This is a genomic window from Streptomyces sp. SID13666 (assembly GCF_010548325.1).
In the GTDB taxonomy this organism is placed as follows: domain Bacteria; phylum Actinomycetota; class Actinomycetes; order Streptomycetales; family Streptomycetaceae; genus Actinacidiphila; species Actinacidiphila fildesensis.
Window position 1 is genome coordinate 151,414 of sequence record NZ_JAAGLX010000001.1, and the last position, 22,736, is coordinate 174,149.

A 22,736-nucleotide genomic window follows, 5' to 3' on the forward strand; every position below is an offset into this window, starting at 1 on the left:
GCAGCGGGCTGACGCCTCGCCAGCTGCTCAGGGATTGCCCGCACTCCCTGCCCGGGGACGGAATGCCGCGGGACGACCCGAACCGCCCCCGCCCAGCAGGTACGTGAGTCCGGCGTTGTTCGCGCGCCCGGGCATCGTGCGCGCCGGGCGGGGGCACCCGCTTGTCGTCCGTTCGCGCTTCGTGTCGCGGGCCGGGTGGATCAGGTCAGGGCCGGGTAGAGGGCGCCCACGCCCCCGGCGAAGCCCGCTTGCACCTGTCGGCTGAGGTCGTCGGCGAGGATCTCGTACGCGTCGGCTTCGATGCCGTCGATCGCGAGGGCGGCGACAGCGGCGGGGTCCATCTTCGGAGCGGTGACCTGCGCGGCCATGTCGGTGTCCATGAATCCGACGTGCAGTCCGGCGACCCGGATGTTCTGCTCGGCGAGCTGGACCCGGAGGGCGTTGGTCATCGACCAGGCGGCCGATTTCGCGGCCGAGTACCCGCCGACGGTGGGCAGGGAGATCCACGAGAGGACGGACAGGATGTTCAGGATCGTCCCGCCGCCGTTGGCCGTGATCCCCGGTGCGAAGGCGCGGATCATCGACAGGGAACCGAAATAGTGCGTATCGATTTCCAGCTGCAGGTCACCGAGGTCGCCGGTGAGCAGATCGGCCCCGGTGGAGGACCCCGCGTTGTTGATGAGCAGGGTCACCGCGCCGGCCGTCTTGGCGGCTGCCGCGACGGACTCGGGGTCGGTGACGTCGAGGCTGATCGGAATCACGCCGGGCACGTCGATGGTGTCGGGGTTGCGCGCTCCGGCATAGACGGTGGCGCCGCGGGCCACGAGCTCGGTGGCCAGAAGCCGGCCCAGGCCGCGATTGGCGCCGGTGACCAGGGCAGTCTGTTCGGAGATGTTCATGACGGAACTCTTCTCATGGAGCCTCGGACCAAGCTTGCAAATTGCAAGCTTGCATAAAGGAAGCTAACATGGGGGCTTGTGGCTTGCAAGCTGCAAGTCGTAGAGCAAGTGAAGTGGGAACCCGACATGAACAGCGCAGATCTCGCCTCCGGGCCCTGCCCGCTGGGACGCGCCGCCGGCATCTTCGGTGACCGCTGGACGCTGCTGATCATGCGGAACGCCACGCTCGGCGCGACGCGCTTCGAGCAGTTCCGTACCGGCCTGGGAATCGCGGACAACATCCTGTCCAACCGGCTGGGCAAGTTGGTCGATGCCGGGGTTCTCACCAAGGAGCCCTACGAGGACGGCAACCGGATCCGCTCGCACTACCGGATCACACAGGCGGGGGTCGCCCTGCGCCCCGTCCTGGAAGCACTCGCCGCCTGGGGCCACACCTACGCGAATCCCGCGGAGCCCACGATCGCCGTGCGGATCGTGCACCTGCCGTGCGGCCTGCCGACCGCCGACGGAAGCCACTGCGACGTCTGTGACACCGGGATCACCAACGAGGACGCCGCCTGGGTCATGCCCTGGGTCTCCGAGGAACCCATCCCGCTGGCCACCGCCGCGGCGACCGCCGCACCCGACGGGAACTGACAAGCCCCCGTATCGCGCCACCATGGCTCCCGCCGGCTCCGGGGGCGGGCGGACGGGAGCCGGAGCGGCTCGCCTTCAGATCCCCCGCGCTCCGTCGATCCGCTCACGGAGCAGGTCGGCGTGGCCGTTGTGCCGGGCGTACTCCTCGACCATGTGGACGAGGACCCAGCGCAGGGACACCGTCCCGCGCCACGCGTCATCGCCCTCGATGTCGAGGTCGGGCGCATCGGCGACGAAGGCGTCGGCGAACGTCACCTCGGCGCGCCAGGCTGCCCAGGCCGCGGCGGCGACCGCGGGATCCGGCACCGCGCCGTCGAAGTCCTGGTCGGGGTTGTCCTGCGACGAGAAGCGGAGCGGCACGTCCTGCCCGGCCAGGACCACCCGGAACCAACGGCGTTCCACATCTGCGAGATGGCGGACGAGGCCGAGCAGCGAGAGCGTGGACGGTTCCACGGAACGACGGGACAACTCGGCGTCCAGGCCCGCGCACTTCAGCTCCAGCGTCGTGCGCTGCGACGTGAGGAAATCGACGAGCATGCTCCGCTCGTCACCGGTGGCGGGAGCGCGGAACCGGAGATCGTGCTCGGGGCCGATGAACATCTCTGCTCTTCTTCGTGGGCTGGTCATGGCCGACATCATCGACCATGGCCGATCGGGCCCGGAACCCCGGCACCGCCCGGCCTCGGACAGGCTGCTCGTCAGGGGTCCTGGCGGGGCCGCTCGGCCCGTGCTGGTGCTGGTGCTGGAGACGGTCGCCCTCGATGTCGAGGCGATACGGGGCACGACGAACACTTCGTAGTCGCTGGAGAGCCCGAAGATGATCGCGAGCATCAGGATCGGCAGCCCGGGACGTGGCGGTCACGATCCGGTCCGCCTCGGCCGCCCCGCTGCTCCCGGCGGTCTCCGCCTGGTACGGGGTCACCTCCCGGGAACAGACGGTGGTCGAGCAGGTGCTGGAAGGCCTGCCGGTCACGCACATCGCCCGCCGTCCGGAGCTGTCCCACCACACGGTCAACGACCGTATGAAGGCCATCTACCGCAAGACCGGCGTCGCCGGCCGCGAGGAACTCGTCGCCAGCCTCTCCTGACCCCTGTCATGACCGCCCGCGGCCGGAATTCGCGACGTCGACGAACGCAATCTTCTAGTAGGATCCAGCGCCGATCGGTGTACGCCGGTGTCGGGGACGGCAGTGGCGGTACGACGACTTCCGGCCGGGAGGGTCCATGAGCGCCGACACGGTCGCAGCGCGGCAGTCATGGGCGGAGTTCGGGCGACGGCTGCGCACGCTGCGCAGGTCGGCCGGGCTGACCCAGCGTCAACTGGCGCTGCGTGTCGGGTATCACCACACGCTGATCAGCAAGTTGGAGGGCGGCGTGCGGGAGCCGCCCGCCGGGTTGCCGCTGCGGCTCGACTCGTTACTGGGAAGCCGGGGCGAACTCCTCGCGATCCTCGCCGGCCGGCCGGACGTCCACCACGCCGTGCCGATGCTGCCCGCGACACTGTTCTCGACCACGCCCCAAGGAGCCGCCGACCCGGCCCCGCCGCAGCCCGTCCACCACTGGCCCACCCGGCTGGTGTCCTGCCCGCTGCACGGTGGTGGCGACTGCGAGGTGCCACCGCTCGCCGACGCGCTCACGCTCCTGACCGCCGCCGACGGCGACCACGGCCGGACGGCGATGTGGCCCGGCACGGACGCCGACGCCATGCACGCTCTGACCGCCCTGATCGTCGGGTACACCCAGGACGGCCTGGAGAGCGTCTCCACCGAAACCGTCGGCTCGGTCGAGCGGGTGCTGCGCGTCGTGGTGCGGTGGGCCGAGACGCTGAACCGGCACGGGACGCTGCCGGTGCCGCAGTTGCGGCTCGCCGCCGAATGCGCGCAGATCGCGGGCTGGCTCCGGGTGGAGCGAGGGCAGCGCATCCTCGGGATGGCCTGGTTCGCGCGCGGCCTGACCTGGGCGGACGTCGCCGATGACGTGGTGGCCCGGGCCACCTTGCTGTGCGACGTCTGCACCCTGGTCCGGCTCGACGGGGACGGCGCGTCCGCGCTGGCCTACGCACAGGAGTTGGAGGCGGTGGACCCGCGCCGGGTCTGGATGGTGGCCATGTCGCATCTGCACCAGGCGCGGGCGCGGGCGCTGGGCGGCGACCTCGCGGAGTGCCGCAAGCGCGTCGTGCTCTCCCGCCGGGCGCTGGACCGCCTCGACGGCCGGGACTTCCTCGAGGCGCCCTGGCTCGCCGGCGCCACGGGCCGCTTACAGGTGGAGGCGTCGATCGGCGGGACGCTGCGCGATGCCGCCGCGATCACCGGGGATCTGTGGGTCGCCCGGCAGGCCGTCAAGGCCACCGAGGCGTCGCTCAGCTGTCTGCCCGTCACGCACCGGCCGACCGTTCTGCTGCTCACGCTGCGACTGGCCGACGCGTTCGTGTGCTCCGGACAGCTGGACGCCGCCGTGGCTGCCGCCGCGTCGGTGCTCCCGGAGGCGGTCGCCGCGGACCGGACGAGTGTGAACCGCGAGCTCGACGGACTGCGGACGAGGCTGACGACGCGATACCCCGGCGCCCGGGAGGCACGGAGTCTGCTGGAGCAACTGCCCTACCGCGTCTGAGTGTTGACGGGGGCGTCTGCCTTCGGCGACCCCTCTTCCGCCATCGGTTCGGTGTCCGATGAGCGGTGCGATCGAGCTCGCGGGTTGCCAGAAGTTGCCGGATGTTGCCGGAGTTGGACTAGTCCATTGACGGGGTCATGGCGCGATGTGAACGTTTCGCTCGCTCACTCGAAACGCGAAAGTCTCGCCCCTCGCTCACCGGTCCGGGCCGATCGTCCGGCCGCTGAGTGGCGACTTCGTGGTCGAGGCATGCCCCTAGTCAAGGAGCCTCCGATGAAACACAGAGCAGTGACGGCCGGGACAACCCTGGCCGTCCTCGCCGGGATGATGGTCGCCATCAGCGGCCCGCCGGCCGCCGCGGCCGCCGCCCCGACCGTCTCCCCAGGGCCGCTGGCGCTGGCGGTGTCGGCGGCCGACCGGGCCGCCGCCAGCGGCTTCGACACGCTGGTGAACGGGCCGGGCGAGAGCTACGAACGGCGTCAGGTGACGCCCTGGGTCAACGGCCTCTACTCGGTCGCCTACGAGCGCACCTACCGTGGCCTGCCGGTGGTCGGCGGGGACGCGGTGGTCCTGGCCGACGGCCAGGGCCGGGTGCAGGCCACCCGGTCCGCCGACTCGACACGGATCAACGTCCCGACCACACCGACGGTCCCGGCCACCACCGCCGAGACCACCGCACGCCGCGCGCTGGCCACGGTGGACAAGGTCGACTCGCACCGCCTCGTGGTGCGCGTCAAGGACGGCAGCGACCAGCTGGCCTGGGAGACGGTGCTCACCGGCCGCACCGCGAAGGCCCCCAGTCATCTGCACGTCTACGTGAACGCGACCACCGGAGCGGTGCTCGACAGCTACGACGATGTCAAGGCCGGCACCGGCAACAGCCAGTGGAACGGCCCGAACCCGCTGACCATCGCGACCACCAACTCGGGCGGCAGTTACTCACTGCGCGACCCGGGACGCCCCGGCCTGACCTGCGCCGACTACACCACCGGCGGCGTCTTCACCAAGTCCACCGACTCCTGGGGCACCGGCAGCGCCACCTCGAAGGAGACCGGCTGCGTCGACGTCATGTGGGCGGCGCAGCACGAGTGGGACATGCTGCGGGACTGGCTCGGCCGCAACGGTCACAACGGCAACGGCGGCAGCTGGCCGGTGAAGGTCGGCCTCAACGACGTCAACGCCTACTGGGACGGCTCGTCCGTCTCCATCGGCCACAACACGGCCAACCAGTGGATCGGTGCGATCGACGTCGTGGGCCATGAGTTCGGCCACGGCATCGACCAGTACACCCCCGGCGGAGCCAACAACGAGTCGGGTCTCGGCGAGGCGACCGGCGACATCATGGGCGCCCTCACCGAGGCGTACACCAATGAGCCGGCACCGTACGACAACCCCGACTACACCGTCGGCGAGAAGATCAACCTCACCGGCAGCGGTCCGATCCGCATCATGTACAACCCCTCCCAGCTCGGCGACCCGAACTGTTACAGCTCCTCGATACCCAGCACCGAGGAGCACGCGGCGGCCGGCCCGCTGAACCACTGGTTCTATCTGCTGGCCGAGGGCTCGAACCCCGGCGGCGGCAAGCCGACCAGCCCGACCTGCAACAACTCCACCGTCACCGGCGTCGGCATCCAGCAGGCCGGCAAGGTCTTCTACGGCGGGATGCTGCTCAAGACCAGCGGTATGACCTACAAGCGGTACCGCACCACGACCCTGACCGCGGCCAAGAACCTCGACCCCAGCTGTGTGCTGTACACCAGGACCAAGGCCGCCTGGGACGCCATCACCATCCCCGCGCAGAGCGGCGAACCCACCTGTACTCCCAGCGGCAACAGTGACTACTCGATGTCGCTGAGCCCGACCGCCGGGTCGGTGCAGCAGGGTGCTTCGGCCAACGTCACGGTCAACACCACCATCACCTCGGGCAACGCGCAGACCGTGAACCTGACGGCGTCCGGCGCCCCGACCGGTGTGACGGTCGGGTTCACCCCGGCCTCGGTGCAGTCCGGCGCCTCCTCGACGATGAAGGTCACCGTCGGGTCGGCGGTCGCGGTGGGCTCGTACGTCATCACCGTGACCGGCAGCGGAACCCAGAGCCACACCGCTCAGTACACCCTCACCGTCACTCCTGGCGGGACCGATCCCGGCGGCACAGCGCCGGACATCAGCGTGGCGAACGTCCAGGCGCACCTGGCGCAGCTGTACACGATCGCCCAGCAGAACGGCGGCACCCGGCAGGCCGGCACCGGCGGCTACACGGCGTCGCTGGCCTACGTCAAGGGCAAGCTGCAGGCGGCCGGCTACAGCGTCACCGAGCAGCCCTGCACCGGCTGCACCAACCGCGGCAACAACCTGATCGCGGACTGGCCGGGCGGGCCCACCGACCAGGTCATCATGTTCGGGGCGCATCTGGACAGCGTGTCGGCCGGCCCCGGCATCAACGACAACGGCTCCGGCTCGTCCTCCCTGCTGGAGAACGCCCTCGTCCTGGCCCAGCAGAACCCGACGATGGCCAAGCACGCCCGCTTCGCCTGGTGGAACGGCGAGGAACAGGGCATGCAGGGCTCGCAGTTCTATGTGAGTCAGCTCGGCTCCGCCCAGCGCGGCGCCATCAAGGCGTACTACAACCTCGACATGGTCGGCTCCACCAACGCCGGCTACTTCATCAACAACATCACCTCGTCCGCGGCGGCCCCGATGAAGGAGTACTGGGACTCGCTGAACCTCCGTCCGGAGGAGAACATCGAGGGCCAGGGACGGTCCGACGACCACTCCTTCCAGCAGGCGGGCATTCCCACCTCGGCCTACGCCACGGGCGCCGACGCCATCAAGACCGCGGCCCAGGCCACCAAGTGGGGCGGCACGGCCAACCGGTCGTACGACTCCTGCTACCACCAGTCCTGTGACACCACGGCCAACATCAATGCGACGGCACTCGACCGCAGTGCCGACGGAGTCGCCTACACGCTGTGGAAGACCGCGGTCGGCACCACGACCCCGGCCAACGACTTCTCGGTCGCGGTGAACCCCGTCTCCGGCAGCGTCCAGCCGGGCGGCACCACCACCGCGACGGTCTCCACCGCCACCACCAGCGGCAGCGCCCAGACCGTCAACCTGACGGCGTCCGGCGCTCCGACCGGTGTGAACGTCTCGTTCGCCCCGGCCTCCGTGCAGTCCGGTTCCTCCGCGACCATGACCGTGGCCGTCGGAGCGTCGGTGACCGCGGGCACCTACACCGTGACCGTCACCGGCACGGGCACCGCCACCCACAGCACCACCTACTCGCTGACGGTCACCGGCGGGGGCGGCGGCTGCACCGGCACGACCTGGGACCCGAACGCCATCTACGTCGGCGGCAACCAGGTCAGCTGGAAGGGCCACAACTGGCGGGCCAAGTGGTGGACCACCGGAGAGGAGCCCGGCACCACCGGCCAGTGGGGCGTCTGGCAGGACCTCGGCGCCTGCTGAACTGAACAAAGCCTTCTGAACGGAGCCCTGCCCTCGAAGCCACGGCCCGCGTCCAAGCCGCACGGACGCGGGCCGCGGCGGGCGGTCACCAGCGGCATGAACCACTGGTGACCGCCGGCCCGCTACAGATGGAACGCGTGCTCCGAGCAGCAGGGAGCGCTTCACCCCGGCCTCGGTGCGGTGCGCCCGGCTCATGCTGTAGGCGACCCGGCTGCCGTCGAGCAGTTCACCGGTCGTGAACAGCCGGGGCCCGGCCGTGCGTCCGGCCGCGACCGCCCCCTGGACCTCGACGATCAGCCGGTCGCCGGCGGGGGAGGCGGTCACCGAGGCGTTGGTGCCGGCCGATGAAATGGAGGGTCCGGTCCCGGCGGCGTCCGCGGACGGCCCGGTGGTGGGAGTCAGCAGCGGGGAAGCGAGGGTGTTCCCCGCGGGGAGCGACAGGGCGGCGACCCCCAGTCCGCCCACTCCGGCTTTGACAAAACCTCTACGGGACAACTCGTTGAACTGATCCATGAGGAAGAACATGAACCAGGGGGCTGACTGCGCACGGGCGGCGTGAACGGCGCGTTCCGCGCCTGACGTACCGGGAGAAACCGGGCTCCACAAACGGAATTCGAGCGTCGGTTCTCGGACAGGTGTAGTCCTCACCCCGGGCGCACAGGTCGTCGCACCGTGGTCCGGAAACCCCGATCGGGGCCGTCAATGGCGAGGGTTGCGAGGTATCTCCGCCCTGTTCACAGATGTGCAGGCGGGGCTTGATCATGACCTTGCAGGGTACTGGCCGGTATCGGGATACTCAGCCGCACCAACTGGCACGGACGGGCAGACCTTGCTGTTCCGCCCGTTCGTGACCGCACATCCTGCGGGCCCACCGTTGACCCGGCGGGCCCACCCCCCACAGGAGGCACTGAGTTGAAGCACCGTCGGATAACCAGGCGTCGTATCGCGATCGCCGGGGCGAGCGCCGCCGCCGTCGTCGCAGCGGGCGTTCTCCTTCCCCACGCCAACGCCGCCCAGCCGACCGCACCGTCCCCCCAGGCATTTGCCCCCGCCGCCGCGGCTCAGCTCGCGGGCGACCTCACCTCCCGTCTGGGTGACCGCACCGCGGGTTCGTACTACGACGCGAAGACCAAGCAGCTCGTCGTCAACGTTCTTGACGCCACCGCGGACCAGAAGGTGAAGGACGCGGGAGCAGTTGCCCGGACCGTCCAGCACACCATGGCCGAACTGCACCGCTCGGCAGAGACCCTGCGGGCGCAGCCGCGTATCCCGGGCACCGCATGGTCCATCGACCCCCGCACCAACCAGGTGGTGGTGACCGCCGACAGCACCGTGAAGGGTGCGCAGCTCGACAGCCTCACCAAGAGCGTCAAGGCGCTCGGCGGCACCGCGCAACTGCACCGCTCGGCGGGCCGCTTCAAGCCGTTCGTCGCCGGCGGGGACGCGATCTTCGCCGATGGTGCGCGCTGCTCCCTCGGCTTCAACGTGGTGAAGGACGGGCAGCCGTACTTCCTGACCGCGGGTCACTGCGGTGTGGCGTTCAAGAGCTGGTCCGGCTCGTCCGGCGGCCAGGAGATCGGCAACGTCGAGGCCGCCACCTTCCCCGGCCATGACTTCGCGCTGGTCAAGTACACCGACACGAGCGTGGCCCACCCGAGCTCGGTGGACCTGTACAACGGCAGCACGCAGGCGATCACCAAGGCCGGCGATCCGACGGTCGGCCAGGCGGTGCAGCGCAGCGGCAGCACCACCCAGGTGCACGACGGCACGGTCACCGGACTCGACGCCACCGTCAACTACCAGGAAGGGTCGGTCACCGGACTGATCCAGACCAACGTCTGCGCCGAGCCCGGCGACAGCGGCGGCGCGCTCTTCTCCGGCGACACCGCGGTCGGCCTCACCTCCGGCGGCAGCGGTGACTGCACCAACGGCGGGGAGACGTTCTTCCAGCCGGTGACGGCCGCACTCACCGAGTACGGCGCGCAGATCGGCTGACACCCGTCAGCGTGTGACCGAGGGGCGGACCTCCCAGGAGGCCCGCCCCTCTTCGCTGCCCGTTCGCTGGTGTGTGACGGCTTGACCTGCCCCGGAACGCGAGGCCTTAGTGCTGCGCGGTCGCCGCGTCGATGAGTGTGGCGGCGACCGTCTTCGCCATGTCGGCGGCACCGGGGTTGCGGTCCATCCTGGCGGCGACGCCCGCGCCGTCGTAGAGCAGCACCAGCCGGCTCGCCAGCTGCTCCGGATCGGGCGCGCCGGCGGCCCGGGAGAGGTCGGTGAACAGCGAGCGGACCCAGCCGCGGTACGTGTCGGTGGCCTGCATGACCGGGCTGTCGGGGCCGACCTCCGCGCTGGCGTTGAGGAAGGCGCAGCCGCGGTAGTTCGGCTCGGCGAACGCCTCGCCGAGTGCGTCGAAGACGGCGAGCAGCTTCTCCCGCGGCGCTTCGTGGCGGTCGACGGCAGCGGTCACCCGGCGGCGGCGGATCTCGTGCCGGCCGGCCAGATAGGCGCTGATGAGCCCGTCCTTGTTCCCGTACGCGCTGTAGAGGGTCGCTTTGGCGACGCCGGCGCGTTCGATCACCCGGTCGATGCCGACGACATGGATGCCCTCCTCATAGAAGAGCTCGTTGGCGGCGGCCAGCAGACGCTCACGTGCGGTGGGGCGCCCCGGGGCGGCGGGCCGGTCTGCGATCGCTTTCGTAGCCATGACTTGACAGTACCAGACCGGTCTGTCTACCGTAAGGGCCACTAGACAGACCGGTCTGATCGGACCGGCTCCCGCTAGGCGAAAGAAGCCAGCCGATGTCCTTGCCGCCGACGTTCCCCGTGACCGACCCCTTCGTCCGCAGAAGCCGGCGGCTCGGCTCGGGTGCCGCCTTCTACCTCCAGGCGTCGATCGTGGTGGCCTTCCTCGCCGCCTCCAGCGCTCCCACCCCCCTCTACGCCGTCTACCAGGGAGAATGGGGCTTCTCGCCGATCACCACGACCATGGTCTTCGGTATCTACGCCCTCGCCGTGCTCGCCGCACTGCTCACCGTCGGGTCGCTGTCGGACCACATCGGACGCCGTCCGGTGCTGCTCGCGGCGATCGTGCTGCAGGTCGTGGCGATGGTCGTGCTCACCACGGCGGGCGGGGTGCCCGAGCTGATGATCGCCCGGGTCGTCCAGGGCCTGTCGACCGGCGCGGCCGTCGGCGCGGTCGGCGCGGGGATGCTCGACCTCGACAAGGTCAAGGGCACCATCGCCAACGCGATCGCCCCCATGACCGGCACCGCCACCGGGGCGCTCGCCTCCGGGCTGCTGGTCCAGTTCCTTCCCGAGCCCACCCACCTCGTCTACCTGACCCTCCTCGCCGTGTTCGTCCTGCAGGGAATCGGTGTCGCCCTCATGCGCGAGACCTCCGAGCCCAAGCCGGGCGCGCTCGCCTCGCTGCGGCCCCGCTTCGGTGTCCCGAAGACGGCACGCGGACCGCTGCTGGTGGCCGCCCCGGTCCTGGTCGCGGTCTGGGCACTGGCCGGGCTCTACGGCTCCGTCATCCCGGCGGTCATCCGCAGCGTGGTCGGTTCCGACTCCCTGCTGCTCGGCGGCCTGGCGCTGTTCGCCCTGGCCGGCAGCGGCGCGGTGTCGGTGCTGCTGCTCCGCAACGCCGCCCCGGGCCGGGTCATGCTGCTCGGCACCGCGGCCCTCATCGTGGGCGTCGGCCTCACCCTGCTCGCGATCGACCACAACTCCGCTACCGGCTTCTTCATCGGAACGGTCATCGCGGGCGTCGGCTTCGGCGGCGGCTTCCAGGGCGCGATCCGCACCATCGTCCCGCTGGCCGCGCCGCACGAGCGGTCCGGGCTGCTCTCCACCATCTACGTGCTGTCGTACCTGGCCATGGGACTGCCCGCGGTTATCGGCGGCTTCCTGGTCGTGCACGGTGGGGGACTGCTGCCGACGACCCGGGAGTACGGGATCGCCGTGATGGCCCTCGGGGCGCTCGCGCTGCTGGGACTGGCGATACCGCGTCGGGGAACGGTGACCACGGAGTCCGTCGTGGTGACCGGCAGCGTCCCCGAGCTGCGCAAGGCCGCCGTCCGGGAGGCGGAGTACGCGAAGCGCTGACCGGGCACGACACCCGGACTGATGTCCGGGCGTCGACGCCGAAGGCCCTGCCACCCCGCTTCCGCGGGAGGGCAGGGCCTTTCGGCAGCCCGGGGCTGCCGTCAGATGGTGGCCGTGTCGATGACGAAGCGGTACCGGACGTCGCTGGCGACGACGCGTTCGTACGCCTCGTTGATCCGGTCGGCGGAGATCACCTCGATCTCGGCGCCCAGGCCGTGCTCGGCGCAGAAGTCCAGCATCTCCTGGGTCTGCCGGATGCCGCCGATCATCGAGCCGGCCAGGCTGCGCCGGCCCCCGATCAGCGAGAACACGTTCAGCGAGACCGGGTGCTCGGGCGCGCCCACATTGACCAGGGTGCCGTCCACCCGCAGCAGCCCGAGGTAGGCGTCCAGGTCGAGGTTGGCCGAGACGGTGTTCACGATCAGGTCGAACGCCCCGGCGAGCTGCTCGAACGTCGACTCGTCGCTGGTGGCGTAGTAGTGCTCGGCGCCGAACCTCTTCGCGTCGTCCTGCTTGCGCAGGCTCTGGCTCAGAACGGTGACCTCGGCGCCCAGAGCGGCGGCGATCTTCACGCCCATGTGACCGAGGCCGCCCATGCCGACGATGGCGACCTTCTTGCCGGGGCCGGCGTTCCAGTGCTTCAGCGGTGAGTAGAGGGTGATCCCGGCGCACAGCAGCGGAGCGGCGACATCGAGCTCGACGCCCTCCGGGATGCGCAGGACGAAGTGCTCGTCCACGACGATGTGGGTGCTGTAGCCGCCGTAGGTGGGCTCGCCGTCCCGGCCGGTGGCGTTGTAGGTGCCGGTGCCGCCGTTCAGGCAGTACTGCTCGTCACCGGCCAGGCAGTTCTCGCACTCCCGGCAGGAGTCGACGAAGCAGCCCACGCCGACCCGGTCACCCACGGCGTACTTGGTGACGCCCGGGCCGACCTCGGTGACGATGCCGGCGATCTCGTGGCCCGGCACCATGGGGAACTTCGCGCCACCCCACTCGTCCCGGGCCTGGTGGATGTCGGAGTGGCAGATGCCGGCGAACTTGATGTCGATCAGCACGTCGTGCTCACGCACGGCGCGTCGGGGAATCGTGGTGCGCTCCAGCGGTGCGTCGGCAGCGGGAGCGGCGTAAGCGGGGACGGTGGTCGTCATCGTGCGTGGATCTCCAGGAAATCGTCGGGATCGGTGAGCACGGGCCGTGGCGCGGCCGGACTCGGTGAGGTCAGGGACGCGGTGAGGTTGGCCAGCAACTGCAGCGCGGTCTCGGAGGGCGAACCTGACTCGGTGGTGTAGACGAAGAGGGTCTGGTCCGTGTCGCCCGGCGGGCTGAGGGCCTCGTACGCGACGGTGATCTCCCCGACCTGGGGGTGCCGGTAGCGCTTGGTTCCGTGCGAGCGGCGGCTCACGTCGTGTGCCGCCCACGCCGTACGGAACTCCTCGCTCTTGACCGCGAGCTCGCCGATCAGCTCGCAGAAGGCCCGGTCCTCGCAGTTGCGCCCCGCGTCGAGACGCAGCACCGCGGCGGTCTCCGCGGCGATCTGCTCCCAGTCCGGGTACAGCTGCCGGGCGGACTCGTCGAGGAAGATGAACCGGGCCAGATTCCGCTCCCGGTGCGGCAGCGCCTCGAAATCGGAGATCAGCGAGCGGGCCAGCCGGTTGCTGGCCAGCACCTGCATCCCGCGGCCGACGATGAAGGCCGGCGTCAGTCCGTCCAGCGTCTCCAGCATCCGGTGCAGCCCCGGCCGGACCCGCTGGGGGCGGGCCGTCGGACGCCGTGCGGCGCGTGGCTGCGGACGGGCGAGCTGTATGAGGTAGATGTGCTCCACCTCGTTGAGCCGCAGCGCGCGGGAGACGGAGTCCAGGACGCTCGCGGAGACGTTGTGGTGCCGCCCCTGCTCCAGCCGCGCGTAGTAGTCGGTGCTGACCCCGGCCAGCCGGGCCAGCTCCTCCCGGCGCAGCCCGGGCACCCGGCGGGCGGATCCATTGACGGCGACCCCCGCGTCCCCAGGGCCCAGCCGGGCCCTGCGGGAACGGAGGAACTCACCCAGTTCGACATTGTGGTCCAGACCCATGACTCAAGTATTGCCGCGCCCGGAGCGCTTTCCGGGGCCCAGGGTAGGTCTGTCAGACCCACCCGGTACGACCTAGGCGGGAGGCGGGAGGCGGGAGGCGGGAGCGGCGCGGGTGAGGCCGGCCCGGCAGGGAGGTTCCTACGCCTTCAGCGCTGCTTGCCCAGTGTCGAACCCCGGACCACCAGCTCCGGCTGCAGCACGATCTGATGGTGCCGGTGCTCGCCGGCGTGGTCGCCGGTCTCCGCGATGAGCAGCTCGGCGGCGGTCCGGCCCATGCGGTGGGCGGGCTGGCGCACCGAGGTCAGCGGGACCGCGGCCGCCGCCGCGAACTCGATGTCGTCGTAGCCGACGAGCGCGAGCTCCTGCGGCACGGCGACCCCCGCCGCGTACAGCGCCTGCAGCACGCCCAGGGCGAGCAGGTCGTTCGCGCAGAACACCGCGGTGGGGCGGCCGGCCATGCCCAGCAGCCGCGCGCCCGCGTCCCGCCCCGCGGCGACGTCCAGCCGGTCCGTCTCGATGTGGGACAGCGCCTCCGGGGGGAGTCCCGCCGCGGCCAGCGCGTCGAGGGCCCCGGTCCGCCGGTCGCGGCACTGGGTCAGATGCATGGGTCCGCTGACGTAGACGAGCCGCCGGTGGCCCTGGTCCAGCAGATGGCCGGCGGCCAGCCGCCCGCCGGCGATGTCGTCGACCGACACCGAGCACGCCGACGCGCTGGGCACGACGCGGTCGACGAAGACGAAGGGGATGTCATGGCGCCGGAACGCGTCGAGGTTGCGCCCCGTGGCGTCGGCGGGGGTGACCAGCACTCCGCGTACGCGGTGCTCGGCGAACAGGCTCAGGTACTCCGCTTCCTCGGTCGCGCTGCCGGCGCTGTTGCAGAGCATGACGCCGAGTCCGGCCTCGCGGGCGGCCCGCTCGGCGCCCGACGCGACGTCGACGAAGAAGGGATTGGCCATGTCCAGGACCAGCAGGGCGATGATGCGGCTGTGGCCGGCGCGCAGCTGGCGGGCCGACTCGCTGCGTACATAGCCGAGTTGGTCTATCACCTCGAGCACCCGGGTGCGGGTCTGCTCGGAGACCATGTCGGGGCGGTTGATCACGTTCGACACGGTGCCGACGGAGACCCCGGCCTGCCGTGCCACGTCCTTGATGCCCATCATGCGCGCCACGAGCTCCGAACCACCGTCTCCCGCGGCTCTCCGCGGCCGCGGTCTCATGCTACGCACATCTTGTGTGATCAGCCTCCGCCGCGGACACCGAGCGACGATGTCCTGACGACCAGCTCCGGCTGGAAGACGATCTTCTGATGCTCGTGTGCGTCGGGGCGCCCGTCCGTCTCCTCGATCAGCAGTTCCGCGGCGGTGCGGCCGATGCGGAACGAGGGCTGGCGCACGGAGCTGAGCGGGACGGCGGCGCCCGCGGCGAACTCGATGTCGTCGTAGCCGACGAGCGCCATGTCGTCCGGCACCCGGATCCCGGCCGCGAACAGGGTCTGCAGCACGCCCAGAGCCAGCAGGTCGTTCGCGCAGAACACGGCGGACGGGCGGTCCGCGGCGGCCAGCAGCCGGGCGCCCGCCGTCCGGCCGGAGGCGACGTCGAACCGCTCCGCCTCGACCACCGTCAGCCTCTCCCGCGCGACCCGCGCCTCGTCGAGGGCGGACAGTGCGCCCTGATGCCGGTCCCGGGACTGGGCCAGGTGCGGGGAACCGCTGACGTAGGCGATCCGGCGGTGGCCCGACGCGAGCAGATGCCGTACGGCGAGCCGGCCGCCGGCCACGTCGTCGACCGACACCGAGCAGGCCTCGTCACCGGCCCATTCCCGGTCGGCGACGACGAAGGATATACCGCGGCTCCGCAGCGCCCGCAGATCCTGGCCGGTGCCGTCGGTGGGAGTGACCAGCACACCGCGCACCCGCTGTTCGGCGAACATGCCCAGGTACTCGGCCTCCTGCGCCGGATCGCCCGCACTGGTGCACACCATGACGGCGAGTCCCGCCTCGCGGGCGGCCTGCTGGGCGCCACGGGCCAGCTCGACGAAGAACGGATTGGCCAGGTCCAGCACCAGGAGGGCGAGCATTCTGCTGCGACCGGCCCGCAACTGGCGGGCCGTCTCACTGCGGACGTACCCGAGCCGCTCGATCACCGCGAGCACCCGCCGCCGGGTGGGTTCCGACACCGTGTCCGGCCGGTTGAGGACGTTCGAGACCGTGCCGAGCGAGACCCCCGACTGCTCGGCGACGTCCTTGATGCCGATCGCGCTGCGCTTCACCCGGCTGCCCGGCGCGCGGCCGGGAAGCCGTCCGGGTCCGCCGGCGCCGTCCGCGCGGCGGGAGAGCGACCGGTCCCCGGTCAAGAGACCTCGACCAGTTCCAGACCCGTGAGGTCGGCCACCGCGCGCAGTTCGGGCACGATGTGGCCAGTGGCCAGTGCCCAGTGATGGGCGACGCCCGTGGCGCTCCAGGCGTCGGTCCACTCGCCGGGATCGGTGCCGAAGTCCACCCGGGACGTGGTGTTGCCGATCTTCAGCAGCGGGCCGCCGACCACCTCGCCCTGCGAGGTGACCAGCTTGTAGCGGCCGTCGCGGGTCTGGCCGAGACCGACCAGGGTGACCGGGCCGTGCCGAACGTCGAACTCGACGGACACGCCCCAGCCGCGCTTGCCGTGGAAGACACCCAGGCCGCGCAGGAGCGGCCGGTGCCGGCTGATGCCGAGGTGCGCGGGCCCGTCGTGGCCCATCTCCACCACGCCGTCCCGGAAGTTGAGCGCCTGCAGCTCGGTGAAGGAACCGCCCGCGCCGAGCCGGTCGGCGATCAGCATCGCCAGCGACGTACGCAACTCGTACTCGCCCGCCGCCGGCACACCACGCGCGGTGAGCAGCGACGCGCCGAGGATCATGCCGGCGCCCAGCCGCTCGTGGATCTCCCCGGCCAGACCCCGGTGGTAGTACGCGAGGCTGTCGAGGTCGAAGTCGGCCACCAGCCGGTCGAGTCCGACCGACACCCGGGCCGCCCACTCCACATCGTCCGCGACGACGGAATCGTCGAACGCGAAGGTCTCCCTGGCCTCGGCGAGCCTGTCGGCGACCTCCGCGTCGGTGACGTCGTCCACCCGCACCCGCAGATCGTCGAACTCCAGCACCTCCACATGGCCGCCGAGGTTGCCCGAGACCATGGCCAGGTCGGTCGAGACGTCGTACATGCCCGGGTACAGGTGGCCCATCAGGCCGTGCCGGCCGTTGCGCAGCACCGATCGCACCCCGGCCGCCCGGATCCACCGGCCGATCCGGGCCCAGGCCCGGTCGTCCTCCAGATAGCCGGAGACGGAGCGGAACGGGACGCCGGCCCGCTCGAAGGAGTTGGCCATCTCGGGCAGCGGGCAGGCGCCGCAGTACGCCAGCCACTGACCGGTGTCGAACGTGGCGTGGTCCATCGCCTCGGTCGGCTGCAGATTGATCAGCAGGACCGGAGCGCCCGAGCGCTGGGCCACCGGCGCCAGCATCGTGGCGGTCATGTACGTGGTGAGGAATCCGACGATCAGGTCGCATCCGGCGGCACGCAGCTTCTCCGCGGCCACCGCGCCCTCCTGGGCGTCCGAGATGAACCCGACGTCGACGACATCGGCGTCGAAGTCCTTCATGCGTTCGGTGACGCGTGCGGCGGAGCGGCGCAACTGGGGGAGCAGGTCGGGGAACTGGGGCCAGTAGGCGCCCAGTCCCCCCGCCACGAGACCGATCTTCGGCCTGCGCGCGGTGGCGGGGGTGCGGGTCATGGCGGATGTCTCCGTTCGTGGGGTCGGCCGGGGAGCGGGCCGGCCGGGTCGCCGGCCGTCACATGAGGTGGAATATCTCGGTGAGGGGGCGTATGGCCCGGTCGGGCCGGTCGTCGTCGGGGGCTTCGAAGAACTCGGCCATCTCCGTCTGCCAGCGGGTGTTGACCTCGGTGGCGGCCATCGCGCTCTGCGCCGCGGCGAAGTCCTCGGTCTCCAGATAGCCCACCAGCAGCCCGTCCTCGCGGAGGAAGAGGGAGTAGTTGTGCCAGCCGGTGGCGGACAGCGCGGCGGTCATCTCCGGCCACACGGCTTCGTGCCGGCGGCGGTATGCGTCGATCCGGTCCTGGCGGACCTGAAGCAGGAAGCAGACACGCCGCATGTTCCCGGGCCTTTCGCCGTCGACGGCCGGCCGCGCCGCCGGCGGGCGGCGGGCCGGGATGCGGGGCACGCTCAGAAGTCGAAGCCGTCGATGTTGGACGTGTCGAAGACGGTGGGCTTGCCGAGGATGACCTCACCGTTCTTGCCGACGGTGAAGCTGCCCAGGTCACCGGCCTTGAACGTCTGCCCCTCCGCGCCGGTGATCTGACCGGAGCACAGCGCGGCCGCGGCGTACGCGGCGAGCCGGCCGAGCTTCTTGGGGTCCCACAGGGAGAACTGCGCGACGGTGCCGTCCTTGACGTACTTGCGCATCTGGTTGGGGGTGCCCAGCCCGTTCACCACGACCTTGCCCTTGTAGGACGAGGAGCTGATGTAGCGGGCGGACGCCGCGATGCCGACGGTGGTCGGCGCGATGATGCCCTTCAGATCCGGGTAGGCCTGCAGCAGTCCCTGGGTCTGCTGGAAGGACTTCTGGTCGTCGTCGTCCCCGTAGGCGACCTTCACCAGCTCCATCCCCTTGTACGCCGGCAGCGCCAGCTCCTTCTTCATGAACTCGATCCAGGTGTTCTGGTTCGTGGCGTTCTGGGTGGCGGACAGGATCGCGATCTTGCCCTGGAAGCCGAGCTGCTTGCCGAGGTTCTGCACCAGGCTGCGGCCGATCTGCTCGGAGCTCGCCTGGTTGATGAACAGCTGCCGGCAGTCCTTGGCGGTGTCGGAGTCGTACGCCACGACCTTGATGCCCTTGGTCATCGCCTGCTTGAGCGGACCGCAGACCGCGTTGGGGTCGTTGGCCGCCAGCAGGATCGCGTCCTGCTGCTGCTGGATGAGCGTGTTGATGTAGGAGACCTGCGAGGACGCGCTGGCGTCGGAGGGGCCGACCTCCTTGGCGGTGCTGCCGATCTCCTTCGCCGTCGCGATACCGGAGTTGTCGACGATCGTCTCGTAGGGGTTGTTGATCTGCTTGGGCAGGAAGGCGAGTTTCAGACCCTTCTTGAGCGCGGCAGCGGGGTCGGCGGAGGCCGTCGAGGCCGTGCCCGGGCCCTGGTCGGAGCTGGACTTCTTCGTCGTGCCACCGCAGGCGGTCGCGGTGAGGGCGAGAGCGCAGACGGCGGTCACCGCGGTGAGCGCGCGCACCGGGACGGTGGTGGGGAGGGACATGGCGAAGCCCTTCTTCGGGGAATTCCTCGGGGAGTTCGTCGGGTGACGGTGGTGCGGAGGGGGCGGTGCGCGCCGTCAGACAGCTGCGGCTGCGCGCCGGTGGCGCCGTTCGAGTGCCGCGGCGATCACCCGCGGGGTCAGTACCGAGGCCACCAGCAGGAGTCCGGTGACGATCACCTGGACCTCGTTGGCCACGTCGTTGAGGATGAGCAGGTTCTTGAGCAGGCCGATCAGCAGCACTCCGGCGATGGCGCCGCCGAGTGTGCCCTTGCCGCCGTCGAAGTCGACGCCCCCCAGCAGCACGGAGGCGATGACGAGCATCTCGAAGCCCTGGCCGTTGTCGGCACGGGCGCTGCCGTAGCGCAGGGTGAAGACGATGCCCGCGAAGGCCGACAGCAGTCCGGTGAGGACGAACAGCAGCAGCTTGATCCGCTTGACCCGGATGCCGGAGAAGTAGGCGGCCTCCTCCTGGGCGCCGGTGGCGAACAGGGAGCGGCCGAACCCGGTGGCGTGCAGCACCACACCGGTGACGGCCGCCAGGACGATGAACAGGGCGAAGGGGTAGGGCAGGATCCCGAGCACGGTGTTGGTGTCCGACGTCCACCGGGCGTACGTCTCGGGGAAGTCGGTGACCGCGTTGCTGCCCAGCGCCACCGACGCCAGGCCCCGGTAGAGCGTCAGCGTGCCGATGGTGACGGCCAGCGAGGGCAGTCCGACCCGGGTGACGAGCCAGCCGTTGAGCAGACCGCCGAGGACGCCGATGGCCAGGACCACCGGAACGATGGTTTCGAACGCCCAGCCCGATTCCCACAGTTTGCCGCTGACCGCGCTGGCCAGCCCCAGCATGGAGGCGACCGACAGATCGATCTCGCCCGCCACCACCAGCAGCGTCATCGGCAGCGCGATGATCGCGACCTCGGCGATGTCGTTGAGGGCGAAGGACAGGTTGCCGGTGGTGGCGAACCCCTCGGTGGTACCGGCTCCGGTGGCGAAGACGGCCACGAGCAGGATGCCGACCGCGACGTCCCAGCGCAGGAACCGGCTCAGGTCAGACTTGGTGGACATGGCGCGCGTTCCTCTTCCTCAGGGCGCTGGTCATGCGCAGGGTCACGATCCGGTCGACGCTGATGGCCGCGAGCAGCAGGGCTCCGGTGATGGCGCTCTGCCAGAAGGAGTCGACCTTCAGGACGACCAGGACGCTGCCGACGGTGGTGAGGAGCAGCGCGCCGAGCGCCGCGCCCCAGACACTGCCGGTGCCGCCGGTGATGGCGACGCCGCCGACCACCACCGCACTGACCACGGTCAGTTCCCAGCCGTGGGCGTTGTCGGCGACGACGGTGCCGAAGCGGGCCAGCCACAGGGCGCCGGCGAAGCCCGCGACCGCGCCGGAGAAGACGTAGGCGGCCAGGATCCGGCGGCGGATCGGGATGCCCGCGAGCCGGGCGGCCTCCGGGCTGGAGCCGATGGCGTACAGCTCCCGGCCGCTGCGGTAGGACCGCAGGTAGTAGGAGGCGGCGGCGAGTACGGCGACGGCGATCAGCGCCAGGTACGGGACGCCGAGGACGCTGCCGCTGCCCAGGTCGAGGACGGAGGCGGGGACGTCGGCGGCGTTCATCTGCTGACCGTGCGCCCACCAGTAGTCGGTGCCCTGGATGATGTAGAGCATCCCCAGCGTGACCACGAGCGCCGGCACCCGCCCGAAGCTGACCAGCAGTCCGCTGACGAGGCCGCAGAGCGCGCCGACGCCGATGCCGAGCAGCAGGGCCAGAACGGCGTTGCGGTCGGTGCCGGAGACGAACTTCCCGCAGGCGAAGGCGGACAGTCCCACCACCGATCCGACCGAGAGGTCGATGTTGCGGGTGAGGACCACGACCGACTGGCCGACGGCCAGCAGGATCAGGATCGACGCGTTGAGGAGCAGGTCCTTGATGCCCTGCTCCGACAGGAAGCGGTGGTTGGCCGCCCAGGTGCCGAGGACGAGCAGCACCAGACACCCGGCGATGCTGGTCTCCCGGGCCCGGAAGACGGTCTCGGTGAGCGAACGCGCCGTCACCTTGCGCGCGCCGGGCGGCGCCGTGGGCTGTTCCACTGTCGCTGTCATCAGGCTGCCTTCTCTCCGCCGGCGGTCCGGCCGGTGGCCGCGGCCATGACCGATTCCTCGGTGGCCAGTGCGCGCGGGAGTTCCGCGGTGATGCGTCCTTCGTGCATGACCAGCACCCGGTCCGCCATGGCGAGGACCTCCGGCAGGTCGGAGGAGACCATGAGGACGGCGAGTCCTTCCGCGGCGAGCGAGGACAGCAGCCGGTGGACCTCGGCCTTGGTGCCGATGTCGATGCCCCGGGTCGGTTCGTCGACGATCAGTACACCGGGTTCGGTGGCCAGCCACTTGGCCAGCACGACCTTCTGCTGGTTGCCGCCGGAGAGCACGCCGACCGGGTCGGAGAGCCGGTTGTACTTCAACTGGAGCCGCACCGCCCAGTCCGCTGCCCGGCCGCGCTCCAGCGTTCTGCGGACCAGGCCGCCGCGGCCGAGCCGGTCGAGTCCGGTCAGACCGATGTTCCGTTCGATGGACAGCTCCATCACCAGGCCCTGTTGGCGCCGGTCCTCCGGCACCAGGGCGACACCGGCGGCCATCGCGGCCGTGGGCGAGCCGGCCCGCAGCTTGTTCCCGGCCACGTGCACGTCACCCGCGTCGGCGCGGTCGACGCCGAAGACGGCGCGCACGACCTCGCTGCGGCCGGCGCCCACCAGCCCGGCCAGTGCGACGATCTCGCCGCGGCGGACGTCGAACGAGACATCGGTGAAGACGCCCTCCCGGGTGAGCCGGCGCACGGCCAGGGCCGTTTCGCCGATCCGCGCGGGCTGTTTGGGGTAGAGCTCGTCCAGATCACGGCCGACCATCCTGCGTACCAGGTCGTCCTCTGTCAGGCCGTCGACCGGATCGCTGGAGATCAGCCGGCCGTCCCGCAGGGTGGTGACGCGCTGGCAGAGGGCGAAGATCTCCTCCAGCCGGTGCGAGATGAACAGTACGGCCGTGCCCTGTTCGCGCAGCGTCCGCACCACGCCGAACAGCCGGGCCACTTCGGCTCCGGTCAGGGCCGCGGTGGGTTCGTCCATGATCAGGACCCGGGCGTCGAAGGAGAGCGCCTTGGCGATCTCGACGAGCTGCTGGTCGGCGATGGACAGGCCGCGGCAGAGCTGCCCGGGGTCGAGATCGACCCCCAGCCGTTCGATGAGGGCCTGCGTCGCGTCCCGCACCGACCGGTGGTCGACCCGGCCGAAGGAGCGGCGCGGCTGGCGGCCCATGAAGATGTTCTCGGCGACGGTGAGATCGGGAAAGAGCGTCGGTTCCTGGTAGATGACCGCGATGCCGGCGTCCCGGGCGTCGGAGGGCCCGTGGAAGGTGACGGGCTCGCCGTCCACCAGCACCCGCCCGGCATCGGGACGGTGCACTCCCGCGAGCACTTTGATCAGGGTGGACTTCCCGGCCCCGTTCTCACCGGCGAGCGCGTGCGCCTCCCCGGCGAAGAGGGCCAGGGACACACCCTGCAGAGCCCGGACCGCACCGAAGGACTTGCTGGCGTCCTCCAGCGAGAGTACGGGCCGTTCCGCCGACTTCGGCTGGTCCATGGTGGGGCCTCACATGA

General features: G+C 70.7%; 20 protein-coding genes. 7 read left to right on the forward strand and 13 right to left on the reverse strand.

Going from position 1 to position 22,736, the window contains the following annotated elements; all coding sequences use genetic code 11:
* Nucleotides 1–200: 200 nt before the first annotated feature.
* Nucleotides 201–899, reverse strand: a complete 699-nt coding sequence (locus tag G3I60_RS00715; RefSeq protein WP_164292651.1) for an SDR family oxidoreductase — start codon at nucleotides 897–899, stop codon at nucleotides 201–203.
* Nucleotides 900–1,025: 126 nt separating this feature from the next.
* On the opposite strand from G3I60_RS00715, the gene G3I60_RS00720 reads away from it, so the two are divergent.
* On the forward strand, nucleotides 1,026–1,535 hold the full coding sequence (locus tag G3I60_RS00720; RefSeq protein WP_164292650.1) for a helix-turn-helix domain-containing protein: 510 nt from the start codon (nucleotides 1,026–1,028) through the stop codon (nucleotides 1,533–1,535).
* Between the two features lie 75 nt (nucleotides 1,536–1,610).
* On the opposite strand, the gene G3I60_RS00725 is transcribed toward G3I60_RS00720, so the two are convergent.
* A complete protein-coding gene (locus G3I60_RS00725; protein WP_164292890.1) occupies nucleotides 1,611–2,171 on the reverse strand; it encodes a DinB family protein in 561 nt (186 codons plus the stop codon).
* Between G3I60_RS00725 and G3I60_RS00730 the strand changes: the two genes are divergently transcribed.
* The 5 genes from G3I60_RS00730 to G3I60_RS00750 all read left to right on the forward strand — a co-directional run bounded on the left by G3I60_RS00730 (nucleotide 2,161) and on the right by G3I60_RS00750 (nucleotide 9,611).
* The gene (locus G3I60_RS00730) at nucleotides 2,161–2,334 is read left to right on the forward strand and encodes a hypothetical protein (RefSeq protein ID WP_164292081.1); all 174 of its coding nucleotides are present in this window, start codon (nucleotides 2,161–2,163) and stop codon (nucleotides 2,332–2,334) included. The two genes, G3I60_RS00725 and G3I60_RS00730, sit on opposite strands and share 11 nt — an antisense overlap.
* A gap of 52 nt (nucleotides 2,335–2,386) precedes the next feature.
* The gene (locus tag G3I60_RS00735) at nucleotides 2,387–2,623 is read left to right on the forward strand and encodes a LuxR C-terminal-related transcriptional regulator (RefSeq protein WP_164292649.1); all 237 of its coding nucleotides are present in this window, start codon (nucleotides 2,387–2,389) and stop codon (nucleotides 2,621–2,623) included.
* A 136-nt stretch (nucleotides 2,624–2,759) separates the two neighbouring features.
* A complete protein-coding gene (locus tag G3I60_RS00740) occupies nucleotides 2,760–4,145 on the forward strand; it encodes a helix-turn-helix domain-containing protein (protein WP_164292648.1) in 1,386 nt (461 codons plus the stop codon).
* A gap of 273 nt (nucleotides 4,146–4,418) precedes the next feature.
* A complete protein-coding gene (locus G3I60_RS00745) occupies nucleotides 4,419–7,616 on the forward strand; it encodes a M28 family peptidase (RefSeq protein WP_203671809.1) in 3,198 nt (1,065 codons plus the stop codon).
* A gap of 912 nt (nucleotides 7,617–8,528) precedes the next feature.
* Nucleotides 8,529–9,611, forward strand: a complete 1,083-nt coding sequence (locus G3I60_RS00750; RefSeq protein ID WP_164292646.1) for a S1 family peptidase — start codon at nucleotides 8,529–8,531, stop codon at nucleotides 9,609–9,611.
* Between the two features lie 106 nt (nucleotides 9,612–9,717).
* Here G3I60_RS00750 and G3I60_RS00755 read toward each other — a convergent pair whose 3' ends face one another.
* Complete coding sequence (locus G3I60_RS00755) at nucleotides 9,718–10,320, reverse strand: TetR/AcrR family transcriptional regulator (RefSeq protein WP_138351442.1); 603 nt, start codon at nucleotides 10,318–10,320, stop codon at nucleotides 9,718–9,720.
* A gap of 95 nt (nucleotides 10,321–10,415) precedes the next feature.
* Between G3I60_RS00755 and G3I60_RS00760 the strand changes: the two genes are divergently transcribed.
* Entirely contained in the window at nucleotides 10,416–11,720 is a 1,305-nt protein-coding gene (locus G3I60_RS00760) for an MFS transporter (RefSeq protein ID WP_203671812.1), read from the forward strand.
* 101 nt (nucleotides 11,721–11,821) lie between these two features.
* Here the strand turns inward: G3I60_RS00760 and G3I60_RS00765 are convergent, their stop codons facing one another.
* From G3I60_RS00765 to G3I60_RS00810, 10 genes are all read right to left on the reverse strand, one after another.
* The gene (locus G3I60_RS00765; RefSeq protein WP_164292645.1) at nucleotides 11,822–12,865 is read right to left on the reverse strand and encodes an NAD(P)-dependent alcohol dehydrogenase; all 1,044 of its coding nucleotides are present in this window, start codon (nucleotides 12,863–12,865) and stop codon (nucleotides 11,822–11,824) included.
* Nucleotides 12,862–13,785 (reverse strand): helix-turn-helix domain-containing protein, encoded by a 924-nt coding sequence (locus G3I60_RS00770; RefSeq protein WP_203671814.1) that lies wholly within the window; start codon nucleotides 13,783–13,785, stop codon nucleotides 12,862–12,864. The genes G3I60_RS00765 and G3I60_RS00770 overlap by 4 nt, the downstream gene beginning before the upstream one ends.
* 146 nt (nucleotides 13,786–13,931) lie before the next feature.
* Nucleotides 13,932–14,945, reverse strand: a complete 1,014-nt coding sequence (locus G3I60_RS00775) for a LacI family DNA-binding transcriptional regulator (RefSeq protein ID WP_138351609.1) — start codon at nucleotides 14,943–14,945, stop codon at nucleotides 13,932–13,934.
* Nucleotides 14,946–15,022: 77 nt separating this feature from the next.
* Nucleotides 15,023–16,054, reverse strand: coding sequence for a LacI family DNA-binding transcriptional regulator (locus G3I60_RS00780; protein ID WP_164606511.1), 1,032 nt, complete (start codon nucleotides 16,052–16,054; stop codon nucleotides 15,023–15,025).
* 80 nt (nucleotides 16,055–16,134) lie between these two features.
* Nucleotides 16,135–17,553: an L-fucose/L-arabinose isomerase family protein gene (locus G3I60_RS00785; RefSeq protein WP_164292644.1), complete on the reverse strand. Its 1,419-nt coding sequence runs from the start codon at nucleotides 17,551–17,553 to the stop codon at nucleotides 16,135–16,137.
* Nucleotides 17,554–17,611: 58 nt separating this feature from the next.
* On the reverse strand, nucleotides 17,612–17,932 hold the full coding sequence (locus tag G3I60_RS00790) for an L-rhamnose mutarotase (protein ID WP_138351611.1): 321 nt from the start codon (nucleotides 17,930–17,932) through the stop codon (nucleotides 17,612–17,614).
* A 71-nt stretch (nucleotides 17,933–18,003) separates the two neighbouring features.
* A complete protein-coding gene (gene rhaS / locus G3I60_RS00795; RefSeq protein ID WP_164292643.1) occupies nucleotides 18,004–19,089 on the reverse strand; it encodes a rhamnose ABC transporter substrate-binding protein in 1,086 nt (361 codons plus the stop codon).
* A 75-nt stretch (nucleotides 19,090–19,164) separates the two neighbouring features.
* The gene (locus G3I60_RS00800; protein ID WP_138351446.1) at nucleotides 19,165–20,154 is read right to left on the reverse strand and encodes an ABC transporter permease; all 990 of its coding nucleotides are present in this window, start codon (nucleotides 20,152–20,154) and stop codon (nucleotides 19,165–19,167) included.
* Nucleotides 20,138–21,190 carry an ABC transporter permease gene (locus G3I60_RS00805; RefSeq protein ID WP_164292642.1) on the reverse strand — a complete coding sequence of 351 codons (1,053 nt, stop codon included), beginning with the start codon at nucleotides 21,188–21,190 and terminating at the stop codon, nucleotides 20,138–20,140. The genes G3I60_RS00800 and G3I60_RS00805 overlap by 17 nt, the downstream gene beginning before the upstream one ends.
* Nucleotides 21,190–22,719, reverse strand: coding sequence for a sugar ABC transporter ATP-binding protein (locus G3I60_RS00810; RefSeq protein WP_164292641.1), 1,530 nt, complete (start codon nucleotides 22,717–22,719; stop codon nucleotides 21,190–21,192). The genes G3I60_RS00805 and G3I60_RS00810 overlap by 1 nt, the downstream gene beginning before the upstream one ends.
* Nucleotides 22,720–22,736: the final 17 nt, after the last annotated feature.